Raw genomic sequence first — 22,844 nt, 5'->3', positions numbered from 1 at the left:
TTAAAATCCGGCGGGGAGAAGCGGAACTACAATTGAGCCGTGATCGGATTGTTCGATTACGACAACGACGCCCGGTCCGTGAGAAGGTCCGGTGGCTGTAGGGTACGCATCGCGGACCCGGCCCCAGAGGTTGCCGCTGCTCGGTGGGTACGCGATGCGTACCCTACGGGATCGACGTCAACACATCGGTTCTGATCGCACCCTGCGCTGCCCGTTTGCGAAAGACCCGCATCTCCTTGGCGGCCTGGATGTCCCCCTTGCGTTGCGCGGTGGCAATGCCCTGATCGAAGGCGTCGATGGCCTGGGTGTGCTGTGCGAGTGCGGCGAGCGCCTGGCCGTAGAGCTTCCAGGCCGCGGAGTAGTCCGGGTCCTGGCGGACCGCCAGGGCCAAGTGCTCGGCCGCCCGGTCGGGTTGCTGCGCCTTCAGGTAGGCGTTGCCCAGTCCGTAGCGCAACAGGGCGGAGTCTTGACCGCGGGCGAGCATGGCTTCGAAGTTGTCGATGATGGACATGGGTTACCGCCGTTCTTTGATCTCCACCCCCAGCGACCGCAGCTTGCGGTACAGGTGGGTCCGTTCCATGCCGGCCTCCTTGGCCATCTTACTGACGTTGCCGACGTGCTTTTCGAGTTGGTAGTCCAGGTAGGCTTTCTCGAATTGCTCGCGCGCCTGGCGCAGCGGTTGGTCGAAGGACACCAGGCCTTCGAGTGACTGCGCCTGCGCCGGAGCCGGGGCACCGAGGGCGCTTTCAACCTCCTTCTGGCTGATCTCATCGCCGGAGCCGAGGATCAGGAGCCGCTGCACCAGATTCTTGAGTTCCCGGACATTGCCGGGCCACAGATAGTTGCGCAGGAAGTTTTGGGCGCCGACGCTGAAACGGCGGTAGGGCAGCTTCTCGTGGGTGGCAAAGTAGTCGAGATAGAAGTTCAGCAGGTCCGAGACATCCTCGGCGTGGTCGCGCAGGGCCGGGATGTTCAGCGGGACCACGTTCAGGTGATAGAACAGGTCCTCGCGGAAGCGGGCGGCCCGGACCTCCTCTTCCAGATTGCGCTGGGTGACGGCAACGATACGGACGTCGATCGCCACCGGTTCGGCACCGCCGACGCGCAGGAAGGATCCGCTGTCCAGCGCACCCAGCAGGAGTGACTGGGCCTCCAGATCCATATCCGCGACCTCGTCCATGAGCAGGGTGCCGCCGGCCGCCTTCTCCAGGTTGCCGTAGTGGGTCAGACCGCCGTGCTCACTGCCGAACAGTTCGCGCGCGGCGTTGCCGCCGGCCAGGGCCGAGACGCTGAGATCCACGAAGGGGCGATCCCGGCGGGCGCTCTGTGAATGGAGGTAACGGGCAAAGGTCTCGCGGCCGCTGCCGGATTCGCCGGTGATCAGTACCCAGGTGTCGTGGGCGGCGATGCGCTTGACCTGTTCGCGCAGGCGCTGCATGGCCGCGCTGCGGCCCACCGGTTCTTGCACCTGGGGGGTGCGGCGCTTGAGCCCGATGTTTTCCTGCTGCAGCTTCTCGGCCTCCAGGGCACGCTCCACCGTCAGCAGGAGCTTGGCCATGGACAGCGGCTTTTCCAGGAAATCGTAGGCCCCGAGCCGGGTCGCCTCGACCGCGGTCTCGACGGTCCCGTGACCGGACATCATGATCACCGGACAGGGCAGCCCCTCGTCCTGGGACCACTCTTTGAGCAGGCTGATGCCGTCCAGGTCGGGCATCCAGATGTCGAGCAGGATCAAATCGGGCCGGCGTTCGCGCAGGGCCAGGCGCGCGGCGTTACCGCTCTCCGCGCCGCTGACCCGGTAACCTTCGTCCTCCAGGATTTCCTGGACCAGACGCCGGATGTCGGGTTCGTCATCGACGACCAAGATATGGTTAGCGCTCATGGGTCTGTGTACTCGCCTCGCTCCTTATGCCGCCGCTTGCGGACTCGCTTGCCAGACCGGCAGCCGGACCCGAAGGATCGCGCCGCTGCCGGTGTTCTCGGCGATGATCATACCGCCGTGCTCCTCGATTATCTTCTTGACGATGGCCAATCCCAGTCCGGTGCCCTTCGACTTGCTGGTGACATAGGGTTCGAAGGCGCGATCTTTGATCTCGGCCTCAAAGCCGGGGCCGTTGTCCGCGACCTGAATCAGCACCTGCTCACCGCCGGACGCGCCATTGCAGTTGCCGGTTTGGGAGGCCGCTTGCGGGTCGTACCGGCAGGTGCTGATGTCGATCCGCGGGTCGGGCCGCCCCTCCAAAGCCTCCTGGGCATTTTTGATCAGATTGTGGATCACCTGGCGCAGGCGCAGCGCATCCCCGCGCACCAGGACGCCGGGGGCGCCCAGGTTCAGCGTCAGGGCCCCGGACCCCGCGCTGCGGTAGAGGTCCATGACTTCCTGGACCAGCCGGTCGAGGACCAGGGGCTGCTGTTCCGCTTTGGGAGAACGGGCATAGTCCGAGAAGTCGTTGACCATCGCCTTCATCGCCTCGACCTGCGCGATGATGGTGCTGGTGGAGCGATCGATGATCTGGGCATCGGCGGTATCCGCCTTGGCCAGCAACTTGTGGCGCAGCCGTTCGGCGGAGAGCTGGATGGGGGTGAGTGGATTCTTGATTTCATGCGCCAGGCGCCGCGCGACCTCGCCCCAGGCGGCATTGCGCTGGGCGCTGATCAGCGTGCTGATGTCATCGAAGACGACGACATGCCCACGTCCCGCGTTGCCCGGTAGCGGCAGGGTGCTGCCCCGGCACATCAGCGTCTGGCGCCCTTCGCTGCGGGCCAGACTGAGTTCCTGACGCCAGTCCTGGCCTGATTCCAGATGAACGCGGACCGTCTCGGTCCAGGGGGCAAGCCAGGGTTGTTCCTGCTCGAGGTCGCTCAGGGTCCGCTCCGCGTCGGTGCGGACCTCCAGGTTCAGAATTTGCCGTGCGGCTTGATTGGCGGTGCGCAGATGCTGGGCATCGTCGAACGTGACGACCCCGGACGACAGCCGGCCGAGCACCGTCTCCAGATAGTTGCGCTGGGTCTCGACGGCTTGTTGGCTGCGCGCCGCGGCATCGCGCGCCTGGGCGATCCGCCGCGTCATGGTATTGAACGAGGCAACGAGAAAGGCCAGTTCGTCGTCGTGTTTCGGCAGCGGCAGTTGTTGCTCATAGTCGCCCGCGGCGATGGCGCGGGTGCCGCGGGCGATATCGGCCACCGGCGCCACCAGGCGGCGGGCGGTATGGAAGGCGGCGATCAGCGCGGCCATCAGCCCGAACAGGAGGACCAGCGACAGCGTCAGCGAGAAACTGAACTTGAGTGAACTGCGCAGATAGGCGAGTTCGGTATAGCGGTTATAGGCGGTCTCCAGACCTTCGGAGAGTTCGGAGATCCGGCTGGAGGTGGGGAAGATGGCCTGCATGTACATCGGCCGGCTGCTCGGGTCCTGCACCAGGACCCGGATCACCAGGTCGTCACCCGGCCCGGTTTCCAGCCCCACATAATTGTTGCCGGCTCGCACCTCCTGCTGAATCGCCCGGTCGCCGAAGCTGGGAACCAGCTTGGCCGGGTTCTGGTTGGCGGTGCCCAGGACCTGGCCGCCGGCCGCGAACACGGTTAACTCCTCGGCCCCGGCGTGACGGCGCATGCTGTTCAGAGCCAGCGCGATGGCGGTGGATGAGCGATCCTGGATGCCGGAGAGCAGCGCCTCGACATACTTGCCGAGCACCCGCTGATTCAGATCCAGCGAGGCCTGATTCAACGACAGGGCATCCTGCATGGCACGGCCGAGTTCCACGTCGAACCAACTGTCGATTCCGCGCAGCAGAAAGCCCAGCGAGAAGTAATAGACCACGCCCACCGGCAAGAGCGAGATCAAAGCGAACAGGGTGACGATGCGCAAGGTCAGACGCGAACCGGCGGCCTGACGCCGGTAGCGGCGCACCAGCTTGATGACGTTCACCGCCACCAGCACGGCCAGGACCAGCAGGCCGGCCAGCACCGCGAACAGCAGGGGCACGAAGGCGCGGCTCAGTGCCTCGGAGTTCTCGATCGCATCGCGCATCAGTACCAGGGCGACGAACAAGCCGACGACCAGGGCCGCGACGGGGGCCATACCGAGGATGCGCAGATTCATTGCAGGTGCATCAGGCGTGTGATCGCGGCTGCGCTAAGGCGTCAGCGGCCATTTGGTCCAGCCGCTGGCGAGTTTCCAGGCCGGGCGCAGGTAGGCCATCGGCCGCAGCGGCAGGGGCAGTTCCTCAATGTCCAGCGAGACCTTGATCTCGACGACGTAGTTTTCCCCGGCGGTCAGCCGCCGTTGCTCGACTAATTGCAGGTTTTGGATTTCGCCCAGCGCGGTCATGGCGGCTTCCCGAGTGACGAAGGTGCGTCCCGAGGTGCCCGGCAGCCGGTACACCTCGTAGGTTTCGGAGAGCGGCTTGTGGCGGATGGCATAGCGGACCTGTTGGTCGGTGACGCTGTTCTCCCAAATCCAGGCGTCGCTGCGCCGTACCTGGAGGTGCACCAGAATGGTCAGTGGGACGCCGTTGGCCAGTGCCTCCAGCGCCTCTGTCGAGAAATCGAAGCCGAGCGTGGCGTCGAGCGTGTAGGTGCCGTCGACCAGGCGGGTGTGTACCTGGGTGACACGAAATTCCTGGGCCAGCACGCTGCCGACCAGCAGCAGCGCCAGGATCAGCCACCACCAGCGACCCGGTCGGCGGTCGCGCGGGGCGCGCCACCGCGGCCGGCGACATCCGCCCGCGCCCGCCAGCCTCATGGGGCGGACTTCTCGATCAACGCGAAGTAGAAGCCGTCGCTGCCGCCGGGGCGGGGCAGCAACTGGCGCCCGTGGGTGCGGGTCTGGCTCCATGAGGCCGCTTGGTCGGCCGCCGGATCGGGCGCCGGCGGGCATTCGCGGGCATCCGGCCAACGGCCGAGAAAGGCCGCGATCTGGTCCTGGTTTTCGGCGGCGAGCAGGGAACAGGTGACATAGAGCAGCCGCCCGCCCGGGACCAACAGGGGCCACATCGCGTCCAGGATGCGCGCCTGCAACGTACAGAGTTCGGGGATGTCCGCGGCGCGGCGCAACCATTTGATGTCCGGATGTCGCCGGATCACCCCGGTGGCCGAACAGGGCACATCGAGCAGGATACGGTCGAAGGGCGGCGACATCCAGTCGCCGTGCGGTGCGGCCGCGTCTGCGCGTTCGACCGTGGCGGTGAGCCCGAGTCGGGTCAGGGTCTCACGGACGCTGTCCAGGCGGCTGGTCTCGCTGTCGATGGCGACCAGATCCAGGGCATTGCCGACGCGCTCCAGCAGGTTGGCGGTCTTGCCGCCGGGCGCGGCGCAGGCGTCGAGTACGCGGCTGCCGGGCGGTGCATCAAGGATTTGCGCGGCGAGCTGCGCGCCGCCGTCCTGGACCGAGACCAGGCCGGCAGCGAAACCGGGCAGCGTCTGGGTCGGCACCGGCCGGTCCAGGATCAGTCCGGATTCGGTGTCGGGGATGGGGCGCGCGGTGATTCCGGCCGCGGCGAGCAGCCCCGCGTAGGTGCGCCGATCGACACGGGTGCGGTTGACACGCAGGCTCATGGGTGGGCGGGCGTTGCTGGCGGTGACGATGGCCTCCCAATCGTCCGGCCAGTCGTGCCGCAGGGCGGTGAGCAGCCAGTCGGGGAACAGCCAGCGGGCGCTCGGCAGCGCATCCGCCGCCGCCAGCAGGGCCTCGCGTTCACGCAGGAAGCGCCGCAGCAGGGCGTTGACCAGCGCGGTCTTCTCCGGCTTGCCGATCAGCCGGACCGCCTCGACGGTGGCGGCGACCGCGGCATGGGGCGGCGTGTCCAGCACCGTGAGCTGGTAGAGTCCGATCAGGATCACGGCCTCCAGGTCGCGGTCGCTCGGTTTGACCGGGTGGTGCAGCAACATCCCCACCAGGGCCTCCAGGCGCGGCAGACAGCGCAGCGCGCCGTAGATCAACTCCTGGGTGAGCGCGCGGTCGGCCGGCGGGTGGGGCAGGGTGGTTTGGGTGAGGACCCGCGTCAGGGACTGTCCGCGGTCGCGGACCCGATGGAGCGCGATGGCGGCGGCGGCGCGTGCGTCGGCACCGTCATTGGTACGCGTTGTGCCGCGGGGCCCCGCGGGTTGGCCCCAGACCGAGCGCCCGCCGCGCCTGGAGTCGTCCGTGGGGTGCCCGCGACCGGACTCCCGTTGGGGTGGTCCGGCGCGCTGCGGGTCGCCGCGCTGCGCGGGGCGGTCACGCTCCGGGAGGCGTTGCGGCCAGGGGTTGGCGTCAGCATCGCGCGGTGCGGCACCCGGCGCCTCGGGCTCCTGGGGGCGACGGTCGGGCGAACGGTAGGGTCCGCGATCGGAGGGGGGGGCGGAACGCCGCTCAGCCAAGGTATACGCCATCCATCGTACGGGCATTGAGGAAGTCGGCGGCGTCCATGGGGCGCTTGCCGGGCGGTTGCAGCCGGGTGATCTTCAGAATGCCGTCGCCGGTTGCGACGGCAATCCCCGTGCGGTCGGTGCCGACCACGCTGCCGGGCGCGCCGCCGGTGCTCCATAGGGGGTCCACGGGCGCGACGCATTCGGCCGACCAGATGCGCAAGGGTTCCCCCTGAAACCGGGTTTGGGCCACGGGCCAGGGATCGAAGGCGCGCACCAGACGTTCGATGGCGGCGGCCGGCTGGTTCCAGTCGATCGTGGATTCCTCCTTGGTGAGCTTATGGGCATAGGTGGCCAGCGTCGGATCCTGAGGCTGCGGCTGCGGCTGGCGGGAGCCGTCGGCGATGCCGGGCAGGGCCTCGCTCAGTGCTCGCGCGCCCAAGGCGGCGAGCCGGTCGTGCAGGCTGCCGCCGGTCTCCCGGGGCGCCAGCGGGGTGCTGAGTCGGTGGTAGACCGGACCAGTATCCAGTCCGGCTTCCATCTGCATGATACAGACGCCGCTTTCGCTGTCTCCCGCCAGCACGGCGCGCTGGATGGGGGCCGCGCCCCGCCAGCGAGGCAGCAGTGAGGCGTGGACATTGATGCAGCCCAGACGCGGGGCGGTGAGCACGCCGCGCGGCAATAGCAGACCGTAGGCGACGACCACCATCAGGTCGGCATTGAGGTCGCGTAAGGCCGCCACCGCCTCCTTGTCGCGCTTGAGCGATTCGGGTTGTCGCACGGCGATGCCGTGCTCCAAGGCGACGAGCTTGACCGGGCTCTGCGCAAGCTTGCGCCCGCGGCCGGCCGGCCGGTCGGGCTGGGTGTAGACCGCGGCCAACTCATGTCGGCCCGCGATCAGAACCTGCAGGCAGGGTACAGCGAACTCGGGTGTTCCGGCGAAGAGGATACGCAATCAGATGACCCGCCGCCGCGGCTGTTCCGCGGGTTTGTTCTGGCGCTGACCCTTCTCGAGTTTGCGGCGGATACGCTGCCGCTTCAGGGCGGAGATATGGTCGACGAAAAGTTTCCCATGCAGATGATCGACCTCATGCTGGATGCAGACCGCCAGGAGCCCGTCGGTGTCCAGGGTAAAGGGTGTGCCGGTGCGGTCCAGCGCACTGACCCGCACGGCCTCGGCGCGCGTGACCGGCTCATAGAATCCGGGGACCGACAGACAGCCCTCGTCCATCTGCTCGACCCCGCGGAGTTCCAGGATCTGCGGGTTGATGAGACACATGGGCTGGTCGTGCTCCTCCGAGCAGTCGATGACGACGATCTGCAACGGAATGTTAACCTGGATCGCGGCCAGTCCGATGCCTGGGGCCGCGTACATGGTTTCGAACATATCGGCGACGATCTGTCGGATCCGCGTATCGACCCGCGCCACCGGCGCGGCCTGGGTGCGCAGGCGGGTGTCTGGAAAGGTGAGGATTTCGAGCTGTGCCATACCTGAAATTGTGTTCGAAGCTGGTTCCGCTGGAGCATGGGCCGTTCGCGGGAGGTGAGATTGCCCGCTTGGTTGCTGGAAGCGCCGCGGTACCATGCGCTACTATCCGATGCATACTACACGCCTAATGGGGTCGGGTGAATCTGGAATCGACCCCGCCGGAGGATCCATGCCCGCTCACATCCTTGCTGTCGTTGGTGCGGCTCGCGTCAGCCCGCGCGTCCATGCCCGGTTCCGCGCGCGTGCGGGTTTGGCCCGCCGGGGCCTGGTGCTGCTGTTTGGAGCCGCGCTCCTGGTCAGCGTGGCCGCGGCGCAGGGGGTGGAACTGCTGCCCGATGCGCCGAGCAGCTACACGGTCCACACCGGCGATACGATGTGGAGCATCGCCGGCCGCTTCCTGCGGGACCCCTGGCGCTGGCGCGAGGTCTGGCGGTCCAATGGCGACGTCGGCAACCCCGACCTGATCTACCCGGGTGACGTGCTGCGCCTGACGATGGTTGATGGTCAGCCGCGGATCGGCGTCGATCGGAGCGACGCGTCGGACGCTGGTTATCAGGGCGGCATGCGGGTAGTCAAGCTCCACCCGCGGGTGCGGGTCACCTCGCTGAAGGACGCGGTTCCCACCATCCCGATCGCGTACATCGGCCCCTTCCTCACTCAGCCTTATGTGGCCGAGTCGGATCAGGTCAAGCGTGCCCCCTATGTCGTCGGCTTCCCGGACGAGCGCATCGTTGCCGGCATCGGCGACACCATCTATGTGCGGCGGATCGACCGCGCCACGCCGGACCGCTTTCAGGTCCTGCGTCCCGGTGATGCCTTGCGCGACCCCAAGACCAACGAAGTGTTGGGTTACGAGGCGACCTTTGTCGCGAATGCGGCACTCGAGCGGGTCGGCGATCCCGCCAAGTTGCGGGTGATGCGTTCCGAGCGTGAGATCGCCATCGGCGATCGGGTCATCCCCGCGGCGCTGGAAGAGTCACTCTCCAATTTTTATCCGCGGCCAGGCCCCGTCGGGCTGCGTGGTCAGATTCTGAGCGTGCTGAACGGGGTGACCCAGGTGGGTCAGTATGATGTGGTGGTCATCAATCTCGGCACCCGCGAGAAGGTGCAGACCGGTCATGTGTTCGAGATTTATCAAGGTGGTAACAAGGAGCAGGATCTGGTCCGGCGGGGTGGCTACAACTGGAACTGGAAGGAAGAGACGCCCTTGTCCGGCGCCTTCTGGTTCGGTGATGACTGGAAGACCCGCCGCTGGCGTGCCAATGAGCCGGATGCCAACACGCCGCTGCCGCCCACCACCGATATGCGTCGGACGCGCAGCACCTTCATCCATCCCTTCGAGCGCTCCGGCGTCCTCATGGTTTTTCGCACGTTCGAGCGGGTGAGCTTCGCCATTATCCTGGAGGCTTCGCGGCCGATGCGCATCAACGACAAGATCGCTCCGCCGCCGGCCTGAGCCCGTTTGGCCTCCCTCGACGCGTGGCTGACGCTGACCGCGGCCCCCGGGGTCGGGCCGCGGACCTGCGCCCGGCTCATCGCACACTTCGGGAGTCCGGATGCGGCGGTCGCGGCCAGCGCCGGCGCTTTGGCCGAACTGGGGCTGCGGCCTGACGCGGTCACGGCAATCAAGCAGCCGAACCGCGACTGGATCGGCACGGTCCTGGCCTGGGCGGCGCAGCCGGAGGCCTACATCCTGGCCCGCGACGATCCGCGGTATCCACCCTTGCTGGCCGAGATCCCGGATCCCCCGATCCTGCTCTATGTCCGCGGGGATCCGCAATTGCTGGCTGAGCCCCAGGTGGCGATCGTCGGCAGTCGCAATCCGACCCCGACCGGACGGGAGATTACGCGCGACTTCGCCAGCCGTCTCGCGGCCTGTGGGCTGGTCATCACCAGCGGATTGGCGACCGGGATCGACGGCGCCGCCCATGCAGGTGCGCTGACGAAGGGCAAGACCATCGCGGTGCTGGGTACAGGTCCCGATCGGGTCTATCCGGCCGGCCACCGCGATCTGGCCAGGCAGATCGTGCAACAGGGGGCGCTGGTGAGCGAGTTCGCACCCGGTGAAGGGCCGCGGGCCAGCAACTTCCCGCGGCGCAACCGCATCATCTCCGGGTTGTCGTTGGGCATCCTGGTCACCGAGGCGGCGTTGCGCAGCGGCTCGCTCATCACCGCCCGGCAGGCCGGAGAGCAGGGTCGTGAGGTGTTCGCGGTGCCGGGCTCGATCCGCAATCCGCTGGCGCGCGGTTGCCATGCGCTGATCCGCGACGGCGCGCATCTGGTCGAGGACCCGGCAGAGGTGCTGGCTGAGTTGAGCCCGCTGTTGCGTCGGGCCATGGCGGATGGCGTGATCGATGGGCGCATCGACGCTGCCGGCGTCGGGGGTGGCGCCGCGGGCAACGGCCTGGACCCGGATTACCAGCGGCTGCTGGCCGCACTGGGCTTTGACCCGGTCTCACCGGACGCGTTGATCCGCGAAACCGGGCTGCCCGCGGAGGCGGTGTCGTCCATGTTATTGGTGTTGGAGTTAGAGGGTCATGTATCATCCGGTGCCGGAGGCTGCTACTGCCGTGTCCGGGAATGACTCCGGAGCGGCGTTCACCGCCGTGTCCGCGGGCCTGGCCGCGGGTTGCCGGGCGGGGGGCCGCGGGACGTCAGCGGACCCCTCCGGGCTGACGAGTCGATCTGCATCGGTGCTGCAAGCCGACCGCGCCGAAAGGAGCACGTTCCAGTCAGCCCGCGGGCTGGCGCCGTTCACTGAGGTTGGTTGATGTACGACAGCATGGTTGATGTCCTGATCTATCTTTTCGAGAACTACATGGATGATGAGGGGCAGCCCCCGGTGGATCAGGGCGAGTTGGAGGACGAACTGAGCCAGGCCGGCTTCAGCGCGGGCGAGATCGCCAAGGCGCTCTGCTGGCTCGACGAATTGGCCAAGGGTGCGCAGACCCCGTCCTATCATGGCCATGCGGCGGGGTCTATGCGTGTCTACGCGGAGGATGAATGCGCCAAGCTGGACGTGGAAGGGCGCGGCTTCCTGCTGTTTCTGGAGCAAAGCGGCATCCTCGATCCGGCCAGCCGTGAGTTGGTGATCGAACGTGCCCTGGCCATTGATCATCCTCAAGTCTCGGTGGACGAGATTAAATGGGTCGTACTCCTGGTGCTGCTGAACCGTCCGGGCCGTGAGGCCGCCTTCACCCGGATGGAAGATCTGGTTTATAACGAAGCACCCGAGTATCTGCATTAGTATGAATCTCGTCATTGTCGAATCGCCTGCCAAGGCCAAGACCATTCAGAAGTACCTGGGCCCGGACTTCGATGTCATCGCGTCTTATGGTCATGTGCGCGATTTGATCCCCAAAGAGGGAGCGGTGGACCCGGAGCATGGGTTTGAAATGAAATACCAGATCATCGAGCGCAATGAAAAGCACGTTCAGGCGATTGCCAAGAAGCTCAAGGATGCCGATGCGCTCTATCTTGCGACTGACCCTGACCGCGAGGGGGAGGCGATCTCCTGGCATTTGTACGAGTTGCTCAAAGCGCGCCGTCAGATCGGCAAGAAGCCGGTGCATCGCGTGGTCTTCAACGAGATCACCAAGCGCGCCGTCCAGGAGGCGGTCGCCAATCCGCGGGAACTGGCCTACGACCTGGTCAACGCCCAGCAGGCGCGCCGCGCCCTGGATTATCTGGTCGGCTTCAATCTGTCGCCGCTGCTGTGGAAAAAGGTCAGACGCGGGCTCTCGGCCGGGCGCGTGCAGAGTCCGGCCCTGCGGCTGATCTGCGAGCGTGAAATCGAGATCGAAGCCTTCGTCCGGCAGGAATACTGGTCGATCGAGGCCGACTGTGACCGCGCGGCGCGGCCCTTCATGGCGCGCCTGATCGAATTCGGCGGCGCCAAGGTGGAGCAATTCACCATCACCGATGGCGACCGGGCGGCCGTGGTTCAGGGCGCCCTGGAAGCGGCCGCCGCCGGCCACCTGCGGGTCGAGCAGGTCGAGCGCAAGCAGCGCAAGCGCAACCCGGCCCCGCCCTTCATTACGTCCACGCTGCAGCAAGAGGCGGCGCGCAAGCTCGGTTTTACCGCGCAACGCACCATGCGGGTCGCCCAGCAACTCTATGAGGGTGTGGATGTCGGCGGCGGCGCCGTCGGGCTCATCTCTTATATGCGGACCGACTCGGTGAACCTGGCCCAAGAGGCCGTGGCTGAGATCCGTCTCTATGTCAGCGAGCGCTACGGGGCGAATCACCTGCCCGAGCAACCGCGTCTGTACAAGACCAAGGCGAAGAACGCTCAGGAGGCGCATGAGGCGATCCGCCCCACGTCGATTCTGCGTGAACCCAAGGAGATCAAAGCCTTTCTGAGTGCGGAGCAGTTCCGGCTCTATGAGTTGGTGTGGAAGCGCACGCTCGCCTGTCAGATGGCGCATGCCCTGATCAATCAGGTCTCGGTGAATTTGAGTGCCGGGACTGGCAATACCTTTCGCGCCACCGGCTCGACCGTGGCTGAACCGGGGTTCATGCGGGTCTATCTGGAGGGTCGTGACGACGCCAGCACGGGCGATGATGATGAGGACAGCATGCTCCCGCCGATGGACGTGGGGGATTTGGTCGATTTGCTGGGCATTCGGTCCGAACAGCATTTCACCGAGCCGCCGCCGCGTTTCAGTGAAGCGACCCTGATCAAGGCGCTGGAGGAGTACGGGATCGGCCGGCCGTCCACCTATGCCTCGATCATCTCCACCTTACAGGATCGCGAGTACGCGGTGCTGGACGCCAAGCGTTTCAAGCCGACCGATGTCGGGCGCGTGGTCAACAAGTTTCTTACCGAACATTTCAGGACCTATGTCGATTACGACTTTACGGCGCGGCTCGAGGACGAACTGGATGCCGTGTCCCGCGGTGAAGAGGAATGGGTCCCGCTGCTGGAGAATTTCTGGCGGCCTTTCAAAGAGCGGATCGATCATACGCAGGAACACGTCAAGCGCAGCGACGTGACCCAGGAGCGCATCGATGAACTGTGCCCCAAATGTGGCGGTCCGCTCTCGATCCGGCTCGGACGGAACGGTCGTTTCATCGGCTGCACTAATTATCCGGAGTGCGACTACACCCGCGACCTCACCGTCGACGGAGCCGAGCCGGAGCCGAAAGAGGTCATCGAGGGCCGCGTTTGCCCGGATTGCGGCTCGGTCCTGGAGGTCAAGAACGGCCGTTACGGTAAGTTCATCGGGTGCAGCGGCTATCCAAAATGCAAGCACATCGAGCCGCTGGAGCGTCCGGAGGATACCGGCGTGGCCTGCCCGAAGTGCGGCAAGGGCACCCTGCAGAAGAAGAAATCGCGGCGCGGCAAGTTTTTTTACTCCTGTTCCACCTATCCGAAGTGCGACTACGCGGTGTGGAACGAACCCATTGCCGAGCCTTGCCCGAAATGCGGCTGGCCGGTCCTGACGCTCAAGACGACCCAGCGCAAAGGGGCCGAGCGGGTTTGTCCGCAGAAAGAGTGCGGCTTCAGCGAGCCGGTGGAGACGGCGGACACGGCTGCGGACGCGGAGGGCTAGCCCTCGCCCTCGGGTGTGCTACGCTTTCATACGTGACCGTCACTGTCTTAACGAGTCAATAACAAGTTAGACACGAACACAATCGTTGTCGTTGGTGAAGGGGACCCCGGGATCGGTCATGAAGCGCCAGACATCGTCGGCGTAGAGGCGCAAGCGGTCGATGAGATTCAGCGCCTTGCTCTGCTTGGTCCGACCGCGTTTACCCGAGGGTGGGGTCCGCGGGTTGGCGGCTTTCCCAGTCGTGAGGATCTGGTCATAGGCGGCGTGATAGTGGGCGATGCGCTTTCGGCCTGGATCGCCAGCACCGTGGCGTCGGACATCGGCAGGCCGAACAGATCGCCCATCAGCTCACCGGTGCGTGCCAGCGGCAGCATGTGGTGGTGGGTCAACTGCACGACCGCCGCTTTGCTGTGCGCTCCGTACTGCACCGGCGCCGACACCCCCGCGGGAAAGGTGCCCCGATGGACCTTCCCACAGGTGCAGTGCGATTCGAGCCCCTGATGCTCGAGCAGACCAGCGGAGTCGAAGGCGAGAAAGCGATTGTTGCGTCCGTCATCCCAGCGGGAGAATGACTTGCTCAGGGCGTCCCCGCGCGACCCCTTGGCGCTACCCGGCAATGGCGGGCAATCAAAGGGGATGAATCGCGTATCGGTGGCGCCAGTGTGATGGTGGGTTTGACCGTCGACCGCGATGGCCCACGGGGTACCGTTGCCAGGGGGCAGTTCGATACCCAGCCACTCGTCGCGCCAAACTTTGCAAGGTGCGATGACCATGACTGGCGGCGCGACCGCCGTGCCAGGCGCCTGACACCGCGCGGCGCGCCATATCCACTACTCTTGCCCCAGAATACCCCGCAGGTTGGCCAAATGCGCCAGCCCGCGCAAGCGGCTGGCGGCGGGGTCGGGTTCGCGCTGGTCGTCGCGCTCCAGGGCGTCTTGCGGCAGTTCGGCGAGGAAGCGGCTGGGTTCGGTGCGGATCAGCTCGCCGTAGAGTTTGCGCCGCCGCGCCAGGCTGAAGGTGAGTGTCTGACGGGCGCGGGTGATGCCGACGTACGCGAGGCGGCGTTCTTCTTCGATGGTGTCTTCTTCGATGCTGGTGCGGTGGGGGAGGAGTTCTTCTTCCATGCCGACCAGGAAGACGTGGGGGAATTCCAGTCCCTTGGAGGCGTGCAGGGTCATCAGGTGGACGCGGTCGCCGCCGGCGGCTTCTTCCTGGCGGTCCATGACGTCGATCAGGGTGAGATGGCTGACCATTTCGTTCAGGGTGCGTTCGGGTTGGTCGCCTTTGTTCAGAGCGCCGAGCCAGTCGATCAGCTCGTTGACGTTGCTCATGCGGCGATCGGCGACGGCCTGGCTCGAGGCGTTTTCGCGCAGCCAGATGCCGTAGTCGATGGCGTCGGTCAGCGCCCGTAGCGCGGTGGTCGGGGCGCTCGCGGCGCGTTGGGCGAAGGTCTGGATGAGGCTGGTGAAGGTATGCAGCCGCTCGCGCTGGCGCTCGCCCAGGTGTTCGCCCAGTCCCAGTTCGCCGCTGGCGGCCAGGAGCCCGATGCCGCGGCCGCGGGCATAGCCGGCCAGAGCCTCGAGGGTGGTGGGCCCGATCTCGCGGCGCGGGGTGTTGACCACGCGCAGGAAGGCGGCGTCGTCGTCCGGGTTGGCGAGCAGGCGCAGGTAGGCCATCAGGTCCTTGACTTCGGTGCGCGCGAAGAAGGAGGTTCCGCCGCTCAGGAAGTAGGGCACGCTGTGTTCGCGCAGGGTCTTCTCGAAAGGGCGCGCCTGGTGGTTGCCGCGGTAAAGGATGGCGATCTCACCCCAGGGTGCGCCATGGGTGAAGCGCAGGTTCAGGATTTCGGAGACCACGCGCTCGGCCTCGTGATCCTCGTTGCGGCAGCTCAGGACGCGCGGCCGGTCGCCGGGGCCGTGATCGCTCCACAGGCGTTTGGCGAAGACATGCGGGTTGTTGGCGATCAGGTGATTGGCGAGCCCCAGGATGCGGGCGCTGGACCGGTAGTTCTGTTCCAGCATGATGACTTGGAGCAGCGGATAGTCGACTTTGAGCCGCGCCAGATTCTCGGGGCGGGCGCCGCGCCAGGCGTAGATGGACTGGTCGTCGTCGCCGACCACCGTGAAGGCGCCGCGCGGTCCGGCGAGTTGGCGCACCAGTTCGTATTGGGCGCCGTTGGTGTCCTGATATTCGTCGACCAGCAGATAGCGGATGCGTCCCTGCCAGCGCTCCAGCCGGTCCGGATGCGCGGCAAAGAGCCGCACCGGTCCCAGAATCAGCGCGTCGAAATCGACCGCGTTGTACGCGTGCAGGCTGCGCTCGTAGTCGGCGTAGAGTCCGGCGAGTTGCGCTTCGTAATCGTCCTCGGCATGGCTCAGCGCTGCGGCGGGGTCGATCAGGTCGTTTTTCCAGCGCGAGATCCGCTGCGCGACCGCCGCCGGGTTGAGCGCGTCGGGGTTGGCGGTGCCGCGCAGGTGCTCTTTGATCAGGGCTTCGCTGTCCTGGGCATCCAGCAGCGAGAAGCCGGGGCGCAGACCGGCCGCCGCATGTTCGCGGCGCAGGATATCCAGGCCGAGTGTATGAAAGGTGCAGACCGTCAGGCCGCGGCTGTCACGGCCCCGCAGTTCTTTGGTGACCCGCTCGCGCATTTCCCGCGCCGCCTTGTTGGTGAAGGTGACGGCGCAAATATGGCGCGGCGCGATACCGCAGGCACCGATCAGATGGGCGATCTTGCGGGTGATGACCCGGGTTTTGCCCGAGCCGGCGCCGGCCAGCACCAGCAGGGGACCCGCGGTGTAGCGGACGGCTTCGTCTTGGCTGGGGTTGAGGCCTTTCATGTGCCGGGTGCAGGGGGGAGGGTGGCCGATTATGCCCGAGCCCGGTCGGTATCGCGATGGATCAATGTCAGCGTGTGGGGAGGCATTCCGGCGCCTTTCGTACTACCATGGTCACCTTTATCGACCAGGCGAAGATGACCCCCCTGATGAAAGACCGCGCCGCGCCCTTTTTGCTGCTCCTGGCCCTGCTGCTTCCGGCAGTTGGCCTCCCCGTGTTCGCCCAGGATCCGGCCCCGTCGGCGGCCGACGGTGCGGGCGGTTTCCTCCAGGCGCCCGCGGTCGAGCCGACGCCGGTCGCCGGCGATCCGGTGGAGCCCGAGATCACCATCCGCGAGAGCGGCGATGAGACCATCTATGAGTACCGGGTCCGCGGGTCGCTCTATATGGTCAAGATCCAGCCGCAGTTCGGTCCGCCCTATTTCCTGGTCGATACCGACGGGGACGGCACCCTGGACGTGCGCGACAGCTCGCCCAAGAACATCAGCATCCCGCAGTGGGTGTTGTTTACCTGGGATTGACGACCCCCGGAGTCCGGCGGATTGCCGGACCATGAAAGTCCGTCGTGGGAGCGGCCACCGGCCCCCATGCGAGGCCCCGTCGCGGCCGGAGGCCGCTCCCACAAGGTCTTGGCTGGGCTTTCACGGTAAGACTTCACCCTGCGGGCGCCCGCGACCGGTGATCCAATGAAATGCGACCCTCAGCCGCGCGGCAGGCGAGTGCGCTCCTTGCTCATCCCCTGCGGCGGGGGCATCACGGGTACCTGGTGGGTCAACCCCTGGTAGATCTCCGGCTGGGGCTCACGGAACATGACCCCGACCCCGGAACGGCAGCGGTGTGTCACCACCGCCTCCACCAACCATTCCCGGCCCAGACACTCCAACTCCAGTTCGATCAGGGTGCCGGTCGGCAGCGTGACGTTACGCACTTCCAGGTACATCCCCTGATTGGACAGGTTGCGCCCCTGGGCCCCCAGGAAGCGCCGCCCGTGGTACAGGATCTGGACCTTGAGGTCGATCGGGTGGCGGGCACTGTATCTGCGTTCGGCCATCATGAGAGCATCTCCTCCTTTCAGTTTATCCAACTTCTTTATTATCTTAGATACGATAGTTGACAACGCCGTGCAGTTCAAATGAAACAATCGTGACGCCGTCCGCGGGGCCGCGCGCCGCATCAGGACCCCGTTCGCCGCTTTTTTCTTATTTGACAAACGTTTCCACAGCTTCGATCCGCATGTCCGGACAGACCCTTGGTGTAGGGGCGGGTTTGAAACCAGCCCCCAGGTCCGGTTATCACGTCCGATCGCGATAACTCAGGCGATTGTCGGATAGCAAGCGCCTCAGATCCCCGCCAGGAACCCCTCCAGCACCGCGATCTGCTCGGCCGTGTTGAGGGCGGGGGCGTGCCCGCAGCCGGGGATGGTGACCAGCCGCGGCTTGGGACCCCGTTGGGTCATTTCCTCGGCGACTTGGGGCTCGACCAGGTCCGACTGGGCGCCGCGCAGGGCCAGCACCGGACAGGTGATGGCGTCGAAAATGGCCCACATGTCGAAGTCCTGAAACTGCTCGGCGAAGACCCGCATCACCGCCGGATCGTAATGCGACGAGATGCGGCCGCTGTCGCGGCGGCGCATGGAGGTCTCGGCCATCAGTCGCCATTCGGCGTCGGTCAGGTGGCCGAAGGGGGCGTAGACCGTGCGCAAGAAGGTCTCAAAGTCGGCCATGCTCGCGAATTCGGGGACGATGGTGACATAAGCCTTGATGCGCTCGATGGCCGACTGGTTGATCCGCGGCGCCACGTCGTTCAGCACCAGCCGCTCGATCCGCTCCGCCGTCGCGGGGGTGCCGGCCAAGGCCATGCCGATCAGTCCGCCCATGGAGGTGCCGACCCAGCGGCACTGGGCGATGCCCAATTGATCCAGCAAGGCGACGGCGTGGCCGCAATAGGCGGGGATGGTGTACTCGTCATCGGGTGCCGCCGACCAGCTCGACAGGCCGCGGCCGATGGTGTCGGGGCACAGCACCTGGTAGCGGTCGGCGAAATGGCGGGCCAGGGTATCGAAATCGCGGCCGTTACGGGAGAGCCCGTGCCACAGCACCAGGGCGGGCGCCGCGGGATCGCCCCAGGTGGTTAGATGGATCTCGTGGTCGCCGATGGACAGATAGCTGGAGCGCGGGAATAGCATCGTCGTCATCACCCTTAGGTTAAGAATCAATAACAAGTAAACGTTGTCGTAATCGTAATCGAGTTTATGACAGGCTTGGCGGCCCGGTCAGTCCCCGCGATGGCCTTGATCGTAATCCCGGCCGGCGGCGTGCGTAGTCAGGGCTTCCAGCCCTGACGATGTCAGGCCAGGATGGCCTGACTACGCACCCGGCGAGCCCAAGTGGCCGGAATCTTGATCGAGGCCCCACGACGTAGCGAATCGAAACCCGATCGGCAGCGCGCTGCGCATGCGCAAATTGAATCGCTTATCCGATGACGACAACGACAACGACAACGACAACGAAGATCACAACGGTGCTGAAGGCATTTCCTAAGGGCCTGATTTAATTTATTGGCTTACCCGGATACGCCAGCAATTGTGGATGCGCGGGTTGCGGGCGAAGTCGCGGGGGAGGGTTTCCGCACTGATGTCTACGATGTCCAGTTCGGGCATGGCCTCCAGGTCCATCCGAAAGCGCCGCAGGTTGTTGGAGAAGATCAGGAGTCCGTCCGGTTCCAACAGCCGCACCGTGGCGCGCAGCAGGGCCACATGGTCGCGCTGGATGTCGAGCGTCTCGTCCATGCGTTTGGAGGTCGAGAAACTGGGAGGGTCGAGGAAGATCAGGTCGAAGCGGCGCCGACCCGCGACCTGGCGCAGCCAGTCGAGCGCGTTGGCCTGGATCACTTCATGTCCCACGGTGGGGATTTGATTGAGCTCCAGGTTGCGTAGCGCCCAGTCGAGATAGGTGCGTGACATATCCACGGTGGTGGTGGTGACGGCCCCACCGCGGGCGGCATAGACGGTGGCGGTGCCGGTGTAGGCAAACAGGTTGAGAAAGCGTTTGCCGGCGGCCAGTTCGCCCAGCATCCGCCGGGTGTCGCGGTGGTCCAGGAAGAGTCCGGTATCCAGGTAATCCTCGAAATTGACGAGGAAGCGGTGGCCGCCCTCGGCGATGTCGTAAAAGCGGTTGGTCTCACCCAGGCGCTCATATTGGCTGTCGCCTTTCTGCTGTCGGCGCACCTTGAAGAATAGCTGTGTTTCGGGAACCTCCAGGACTTCCGGAATAACGCTCAATGCCTCGCGCAAGCGGCGGCGCGCGTCGCGCGAGTCCACGGTGGCGGGGGCGGCATATTCCTGCACGAGCACCCAGCGCTGCTCGCCCTGGTAGACATCAATGGCGACGGCATACTCGGGCAGATCGGCGTCGTAGAGCCGGTAACAGGTGATCTGCTGTTGGTCGCGCCATTTGCGCAGGGCCTTGAGGTTCTTGACGAGGCGATTGGCGAGCATCGTCGCACCGTCACTCCGTTCCTCCGGAGCCAGCACCCGCGGCCGATTGGAGACGAAATAACGCGGATCCACATCGAAATGCAGCAGTCGGCACTCGATCGGGCCGTTGTACAGGGTGTGCATGCGGGTGGCGCGCAGGCCCATGTATTTGCCAAGGTCGGGATTGCCGGTGAGCAGGGCGGCGCGCCAGCCGATGAAGCGCTCCTTGAGCGTGGCGCCGATGCGGGCGTAGAGCGCGGGCAGATCGGTGTCCGCGCCCAGTCGTTCGCCGTACGGTGGGTTGATGACTACCAGACCCCGGTCGCCTTCCCGCCCAGGGTGACAATCGGCCAGTTCGCGCCGTTCGAAATGGGCGCGCCCGGCGAGGCCGGCCCGCTCCAGATTGGCCAGCGAGGCGCGGATGGTGCTCGGATTGGCGTCATAGCCGCGCAGTGACGGGAGGCGGTGCAGCCCGGCGTCTCGTCGAATCTCGGCCTCTTCGATGAGTCGCGCCCAGCTCGCCGGGTCATGCCCCGACCAGCCCAGGAAGCCGAAGCGCTGATGTAGCAGGCCGGGGGCGATGTCCGCGGCGATCAGCGCGGCTTCGATGACGAGGGTGCCGGAGCCGCACATGGGGTCGAGCAGGTCGCCGCCTTCGGCGGCGATAGCCGGCCAGCCGGCGCGCAGCAGGATGGCCGCGGCCAGGTTCTCCTTGAGCGGTGCGGCGGCCCCTTCCTCGCGGTAGCCGCGACGATGCAGGGACCCGCCGGAGAGGTCCAGGGCGACGGTGGCGGCGTCCTGGAAAACATAGCAATGGATCAGCAGATCAGGGTGATCCGGGTCCACGCTCGGGCGTCGCCCGGTGCGGTGAACGAAACGGTCGGCGATGGCGTCCTTGACCTTCAGTGCCGCGAACTGACTGTTGTTGGCCCCGGCCAGGATGCCGTCGAAGCGGACCGCGAAGGTCCGATCGAGGGTCAGGTGGTCTTCCCAGGGAACCTCAATGGCGCCGGCATAGAGTGACTCGCTGCCATGTGCCGGGAACTGCGCCAGGGGCAGGAGGATGCGGTTGGCGACCCGCGACCAGAGGCAGGCCCGATAGCCGTCCTCCAGGGTACCGGTGAAGCGCGCACCGCCGCGCGCCTCGACCGCCCCGGCCAGACCCAGGCGATCCAGTTCCTCGGCCAGCAGGCTGCCCAGGTGGAGCGGCGCAGTCGCGAAAAAAGTGTAACAGGAGCTGTGGCCTGCATCGACAGTGCTCATTCGCGTTGCTTCAGCAGGTCAGCCAGCGCTTCAAAGGGATTATGGGTGGTCTGCTTAACCCCGCTGCCGACGCCTCCCGACGCCCGACCGCCGTGTCCGGCGGCCAGGGCGGCAAGGTGTTCCTCGTATTTCTGGTGCTCGTTGTCGTGGCAGTACAGACACAGCAGTTCCCAGTTGCTGCCGTCCGGCGGGTTGTGGTCGTGGTCCATGTTCTTATGGTGAACCGTCAGCTCACGCAGGTTGCTGCGGTCGAAGGTACGACTGCAGCGTCCGCAGACCCAGGGGTAGAGCTTGAGCGCCTGTTCGCGGTAACCGGCGGCCCGCTCGTCCGTGGCCTTGCGGGCCTCCGCGACCACGCGGTCGAGTTTCGCCGTGTCGATTGGCTTGCCGGTCTTGCCGTGGCGCGGGGCGTTGGTAGGAGACATGGACCGAACCTCGTTAAGCCTGTTGGATGCCGGCCACGTACCAGTTGCCGTTCGGGTTCGCCCAGCCGTGCTGCACATGCCAGATCTCGCGGAAGTCTTGCGCCGTGCCCTGCTGGTCCTCCCGGATCAGCCCGGAGAATAGGACGCTTGCGACGACTTGGTCGCCGTCGCGCCGCACCGAGACCAGTTCCGCCTGGAGACTGACGACCTCGGTGAACTGCGGACCGCTCAGCCGCGCCCGGTCGCGTTTGAGTTCCGCACTCATTTCGGGGGTCAGATACTCCTCGAGATCGGCGAAGTCGCCTTTGTCCCAGGCGGCCTGGAGGTTGACGTAGTGACTCTTGGCGCCGACGACGAATTCGGCGCCGTTGAACCAGGTCGGGGCCTGATCAGGAGTCGCGTTGCCGGACGGCGCCGCGCCGCTACGGACGCCCTGGGCAGGTACGTGGCCCGTATCGTGCATATTCCCGCTTAGGGGGATGCGGGCGTAGGCCCCGGCACCGGCCGGCAGCGGGGTCGCCCGGCTCCGGCGGAACATACGGAACAGCATAAAGCCGCCGAAGACCAATGCGGCGATCATCAGGAAGTCCATAATCTGGAATCCTTGAAAGCCGTCTCCGAAGAGCATGGCCGCCAGGAGTCCGCCCGCGGCAAGACCGGCCAGGGGGCCGAGCCAGCGGCTGGCGCCGCTCGCCTGCGGTGCCCGCGCACCGGCGCCGGCCGCCGGAGACTGCGTCTGCGCCGGACGCTGGGCTGCCGCCGGGGGCGTCTGGGTCTGGGTCTGGGCCGGTGTGCTGTACTGTTTACCGACATTGCCCCCGCTGCCCATGCGTCGGGCGTCCGCGCTCTGGGGCAGGGTCACGAGGCCGGCGACTATCAGGGTCAGCACGGCAGAGAGGAGTGTGTTGAGCTTCATGGTCGTCTCAGGTTCTCAGATGGTTGCTGGAAGGTGATGCGTGTCAACGGTGCGATCCCATGCGGCGGTTATTTGGCGCCGCGGTACTGCGGGTTTGACGCTGCCGCTGAGCGTTGCGTTCCTTCGGTTGATTTTTCAACGCATGGTTCGACTTCGCCTTTAGATAAGGGTTCCTTGAGTGGAAAACCATGCGCGAGGCAGTAACCGGACACGTCTGCGCGATGTGTTCAGTCGCGGTGAGGCCCGGCTTCGTTCCTCGGGCCAACCGAAACGTCGCGGATTGTCATGGGACTGCATGGTACTGCGCAAGTCCTGACCCTGCGCGACGCATTGCGCCCGGCGAACCGGTCTGACGCAGTGCCGCCGCGTTCGTCGCGGTTATTGATGCGTTCGTCGCGGGCAGCCCTGAAGCATGACCGCGCGACCGCAGTCACGGCGCGGGCTGGCGGTGGTTAACGAAAGTTAATGTTCGCACAAGGGGGTAGACACCGCGGCGGGCTTCTGGCAGGATCAATGGCAGAGTAGTCGGTCTGCGAAGT

At 65.9% G+C, this 22,844-nt stretch carries 19 protein-coding genes; 5 read left to right on the top strand and 14 right to left on the bottom strand.

Annotated elements, in window-relative coordinates; genetic code table 11:
* Window positions 1-163 precede the first annotated feature (163 nt).
* The 7 genes from QZY03_RS13400 to def are packed head-to-tail and all read right to left on the bottom strand — an operon-like array spanning window position 164 to window position 7,837.
* Complete coding sequence (locus tag QZY03_RS13400) at window positions 164-511, bottom strand: tetratricopeptide repeat protein (protein ID WP_295581796.1); 348 nt, start codon at window positions 509-511, stop codon at window positions 164-166.
* 3 nt (window positions 512-514) lie between these two features.
* Window positions 515-1,882 (bottom strand): sigma-54 dependent transcriptional regulator, encoded by a 1,368-nt coding sequence (locus QZY03_RS13395; RefSeq protein WP_295581794.1) that lies wholly within the window; start codon window positions 1,880-1,882, stop codon window positions 515-517.
* Between the two features lie 24 nt (window positions 1,883-1,906).
* A complete protein-coding gene (locus tag QZY03_RS13390) occupies window positions 1,907-4,102 on the bottom strand; it encodes an ATP-binding protein (RefSeq protein WP_295581792.1) in 2,196 nt (731 codons plus the stop codon).
* Window positions 4,103-4,135: 33 nt separating this feature from the next.
* Entirely contained in the window at window positions 4,136-4,744 is a 609-nt protein-coding gene (locus QZY03_RS13385; protein WP_295581790.1) for a DUF4390 domain-containing protein, read from the bottom strand.
* Complete coding sequence (gene rsmB, locus QZY03_RS13380; RefSeq protein WP_295581788.1) at window positions 4,741-6,387, bottom strand: 16S rRNA (cytosine(967)-C(5))-methyltransferase RsmB; 1,647 nt, start codon at window positions 6,385-6,387, stop codon at window positions 4,741-4,743. Before rsmB ends, QZY03_RS13385 begins: the two co-directional genes overlap by 4 nt.
* Window positions 6,353-7,303, bottom strand: coding sequence for a methionyl-tRNA formyltransferase (fmt, locus tag QZY03_RS13375; protein ID WP_295581786.1), 951 nt, complete (start codon window positions 7,301-7,303; stop codon window positions 6,353-6,355). The genes rsmB and fmt overlap by 35 nt, the downstream gene beginning before the upstream one ends.
* Window positions 7,304-7,837 (bottom strand): peptide deformylase, encoded by a 534-nt coding sequence (def, locus tag QZY03_RS13370; protein WP_295581784.1) that lies wholly within the window; start codon window positions 7,835-7,837, stop codon window positions 7,304-7,306. It abuts the gene before it with no gap.
* Window positions 7,838-8,006: 169 nt separating this feature from the next.
* Between def and QZY03_RS13365 the strand changes: the two genes are divergently transcribed.
* The 4 genes from QZY03_RS13365 to topA all read left to right on the top strand — a co-directional run bounded on the left by QZY03_RS13365 (window position 8,007) and on the right by topA (window position 13,392).
* The gene (locus QZY03_RS13365) at window positions 8,007-9,293 is read left to right on the top strand and encodes a LysM domain-containing protein (protein WP_363169859.1); all 1,287 of its coding nucleotides are present in this window, start codon (window positions 8,007-8,009) and stop codon (window positions 9,291-9,293) included.
* Between the two features lie 6 nt (window positions 9,294-9,299).
* A complete protein-coding gene (dprA, locus tag QZY03_RS13360; protein WP_295581782.1) occupies window positions 9,300-10,421 on the top strand; it encodes a DNA-processing protein DprA in 1,122 nt (373 codons plus the stop codon).
* 186 nt (window positions 10,422-10,607) lie between these two features.
* Window positions 10,608-11,084: a DUF494 family protein gene (locus tag QZY03_RS13355; protein WP_295581780.1), complete on the top strand. Its 477-nt coding sequence runs from the start codon at window positions 10,608-10,610 to the stop codon at window positions 11,082-11,084.
* A gap of 1 nt (window position 11,085) precedes the next feature.
* Window positions 11,086-13,392: a type I DNA topoisomerase gene (gene topA, locus QZY03_RS13350; RefSeq protein ID WP_295581778.1), complete on the top strand. Its 2,307-nt coding sequence runs from the start codon at window positions 11,086-11,088 to the stop codon at window positions 13,390-13,392.
* A 167-nt stretch (window positions 13,393-13,559) separates the two neighbouring features.
* On the opposite strand, the gene QZY03_RS13345 is transcribed toward topA, so the two are convergent.
* Together QZY03_RS13345 and QZY03_RS13340 are read right to left on the bottom strand one after the other, a co-directional pair.
* A complete protein-coding gene (locus QZY03_RS13345; RefSeq protein ID WP_295581776.1) occupies window positions 13,560-14,165 on the bottom strand; it encodes a hypothetical protein in 606 nt (201 codons plus the stop codon).
* A gap of 57 nt (window positions 14,166-14,222) precedes the next feature.
* Window positions 14,223-16,229, bottom strand: coding sequence for a UvrD-helicase domain-containing protein (locus QZY03_RS13340; protein WP_295581774.1), 2,007 nt, complete (start codon window positions 16,227-16,229; stop codon window positions 14,223-14,225).
* 107 nt (window positions 16,230-16,336) lie between these two features.
* On the opposite strand from QZY03_RS13340, the gene QZY03_RS13335 reads away from it, so the two are divergent.
* Window positions 16,337-16,747, top strand: a complete 411-nt coding sequence (locus QZY03_RS13335) for a DUF2782 domain-containing protein (protein ID WP_363169856.1) — start codon at window positions 16,337-16,339, stop codon at window positions 16,745-16,747.
* A 179-nt stretch (window positions 16,748-16,926) separates the two neighbouring features.
* Here QZY03_RS13335 and QZY03_RS13330 read toward each other — a convergent pair whose 3' ends face one another.
* The 5 genes from QZY03_RS13330 to QZY03_RS13310 form a co-directional block, all read right to left on the bottom strand.
* Window positions 16,927-17,280, bottom strand: a complete 354-nt coding sequence (locus QZY03_RS13330; RefSeq protein ID WP_295581771.1) for a PilZ domain-containing protein — start codon at window positions 17,278-17,280, stop codon at window positions 16,927-16,929.
* A 285-nt stretch (window positions 17,281-17,565) separates the two neighbouring features.
* The gene (locus QZY03_RS13325; RefSeq protein WP_295581769.1) at window positions 17,566-18,420 is read right to left on the bottom strand and encodes an alpha/beta hydrolase; all 855 of its coding nucleotides are present in this window, start codon (window positions 18,418-18,420) and stop codon (window positions 17,566-17,568) included.
* A 360-nt stretch (window positions 18,421-18,780) separates the two neighbouring features.
* A complete protein-coding gene (rlmKL, locus tag QZY03_RS13320; protein WP_295581767.1) occupies window positions 18,781-20,964 on the bottom strand; it encodes a bifunctional 23S rRNA (guanine(2069)-N(7))-methyltransferase RlmK/23S rRNA (guanine(2445)-N(2))-methyltransferase RlmL in 2,184 nt (727 codons plus the stop codon).
* A complete protein-coding gene (locus QZY03_RS13315) occupies window positions 20,961-21,389 on the bottom strand; it encodes a YajD family HNH nuclease (protein WP_295581765.1) in 429 nt (142 codons plus the stop codon). Before QZY03_RS13315 ends, rlmKL begins: the two co-directional genes overlap by 4 nt.
* Window positions 21,390-21,402: 13 nt before the next feature.
* On the bottom strand, window positions 21,403-22,305 hold the full coding sequence (locus tag QZY03_RS13310) for a TIM44-like domain-containing protein (RefSeq protein WP_295581763.1): 903 nt from the start codon (window positions 22,303-22,305) through the stop codon (window positions 21,403-21,405).
* Between the last annotated feature and the right edge of the window lie 539 nt (window positions 22,306-22,844).

It is taken from the genome of uncultured Lamprocystis sp. (genome assembly GCF_903933125.1).
In the GTDB taxonomy this organism is placed as follows: domain Bacteria; phylum Pseudomonadota; class Gammaproteobacteria; order Chromatiales; family Chromatiaceae; genus Thiodictyon.
This window is presented reverse-complemented; position numbering and strand designations above follow the sequence as displayed.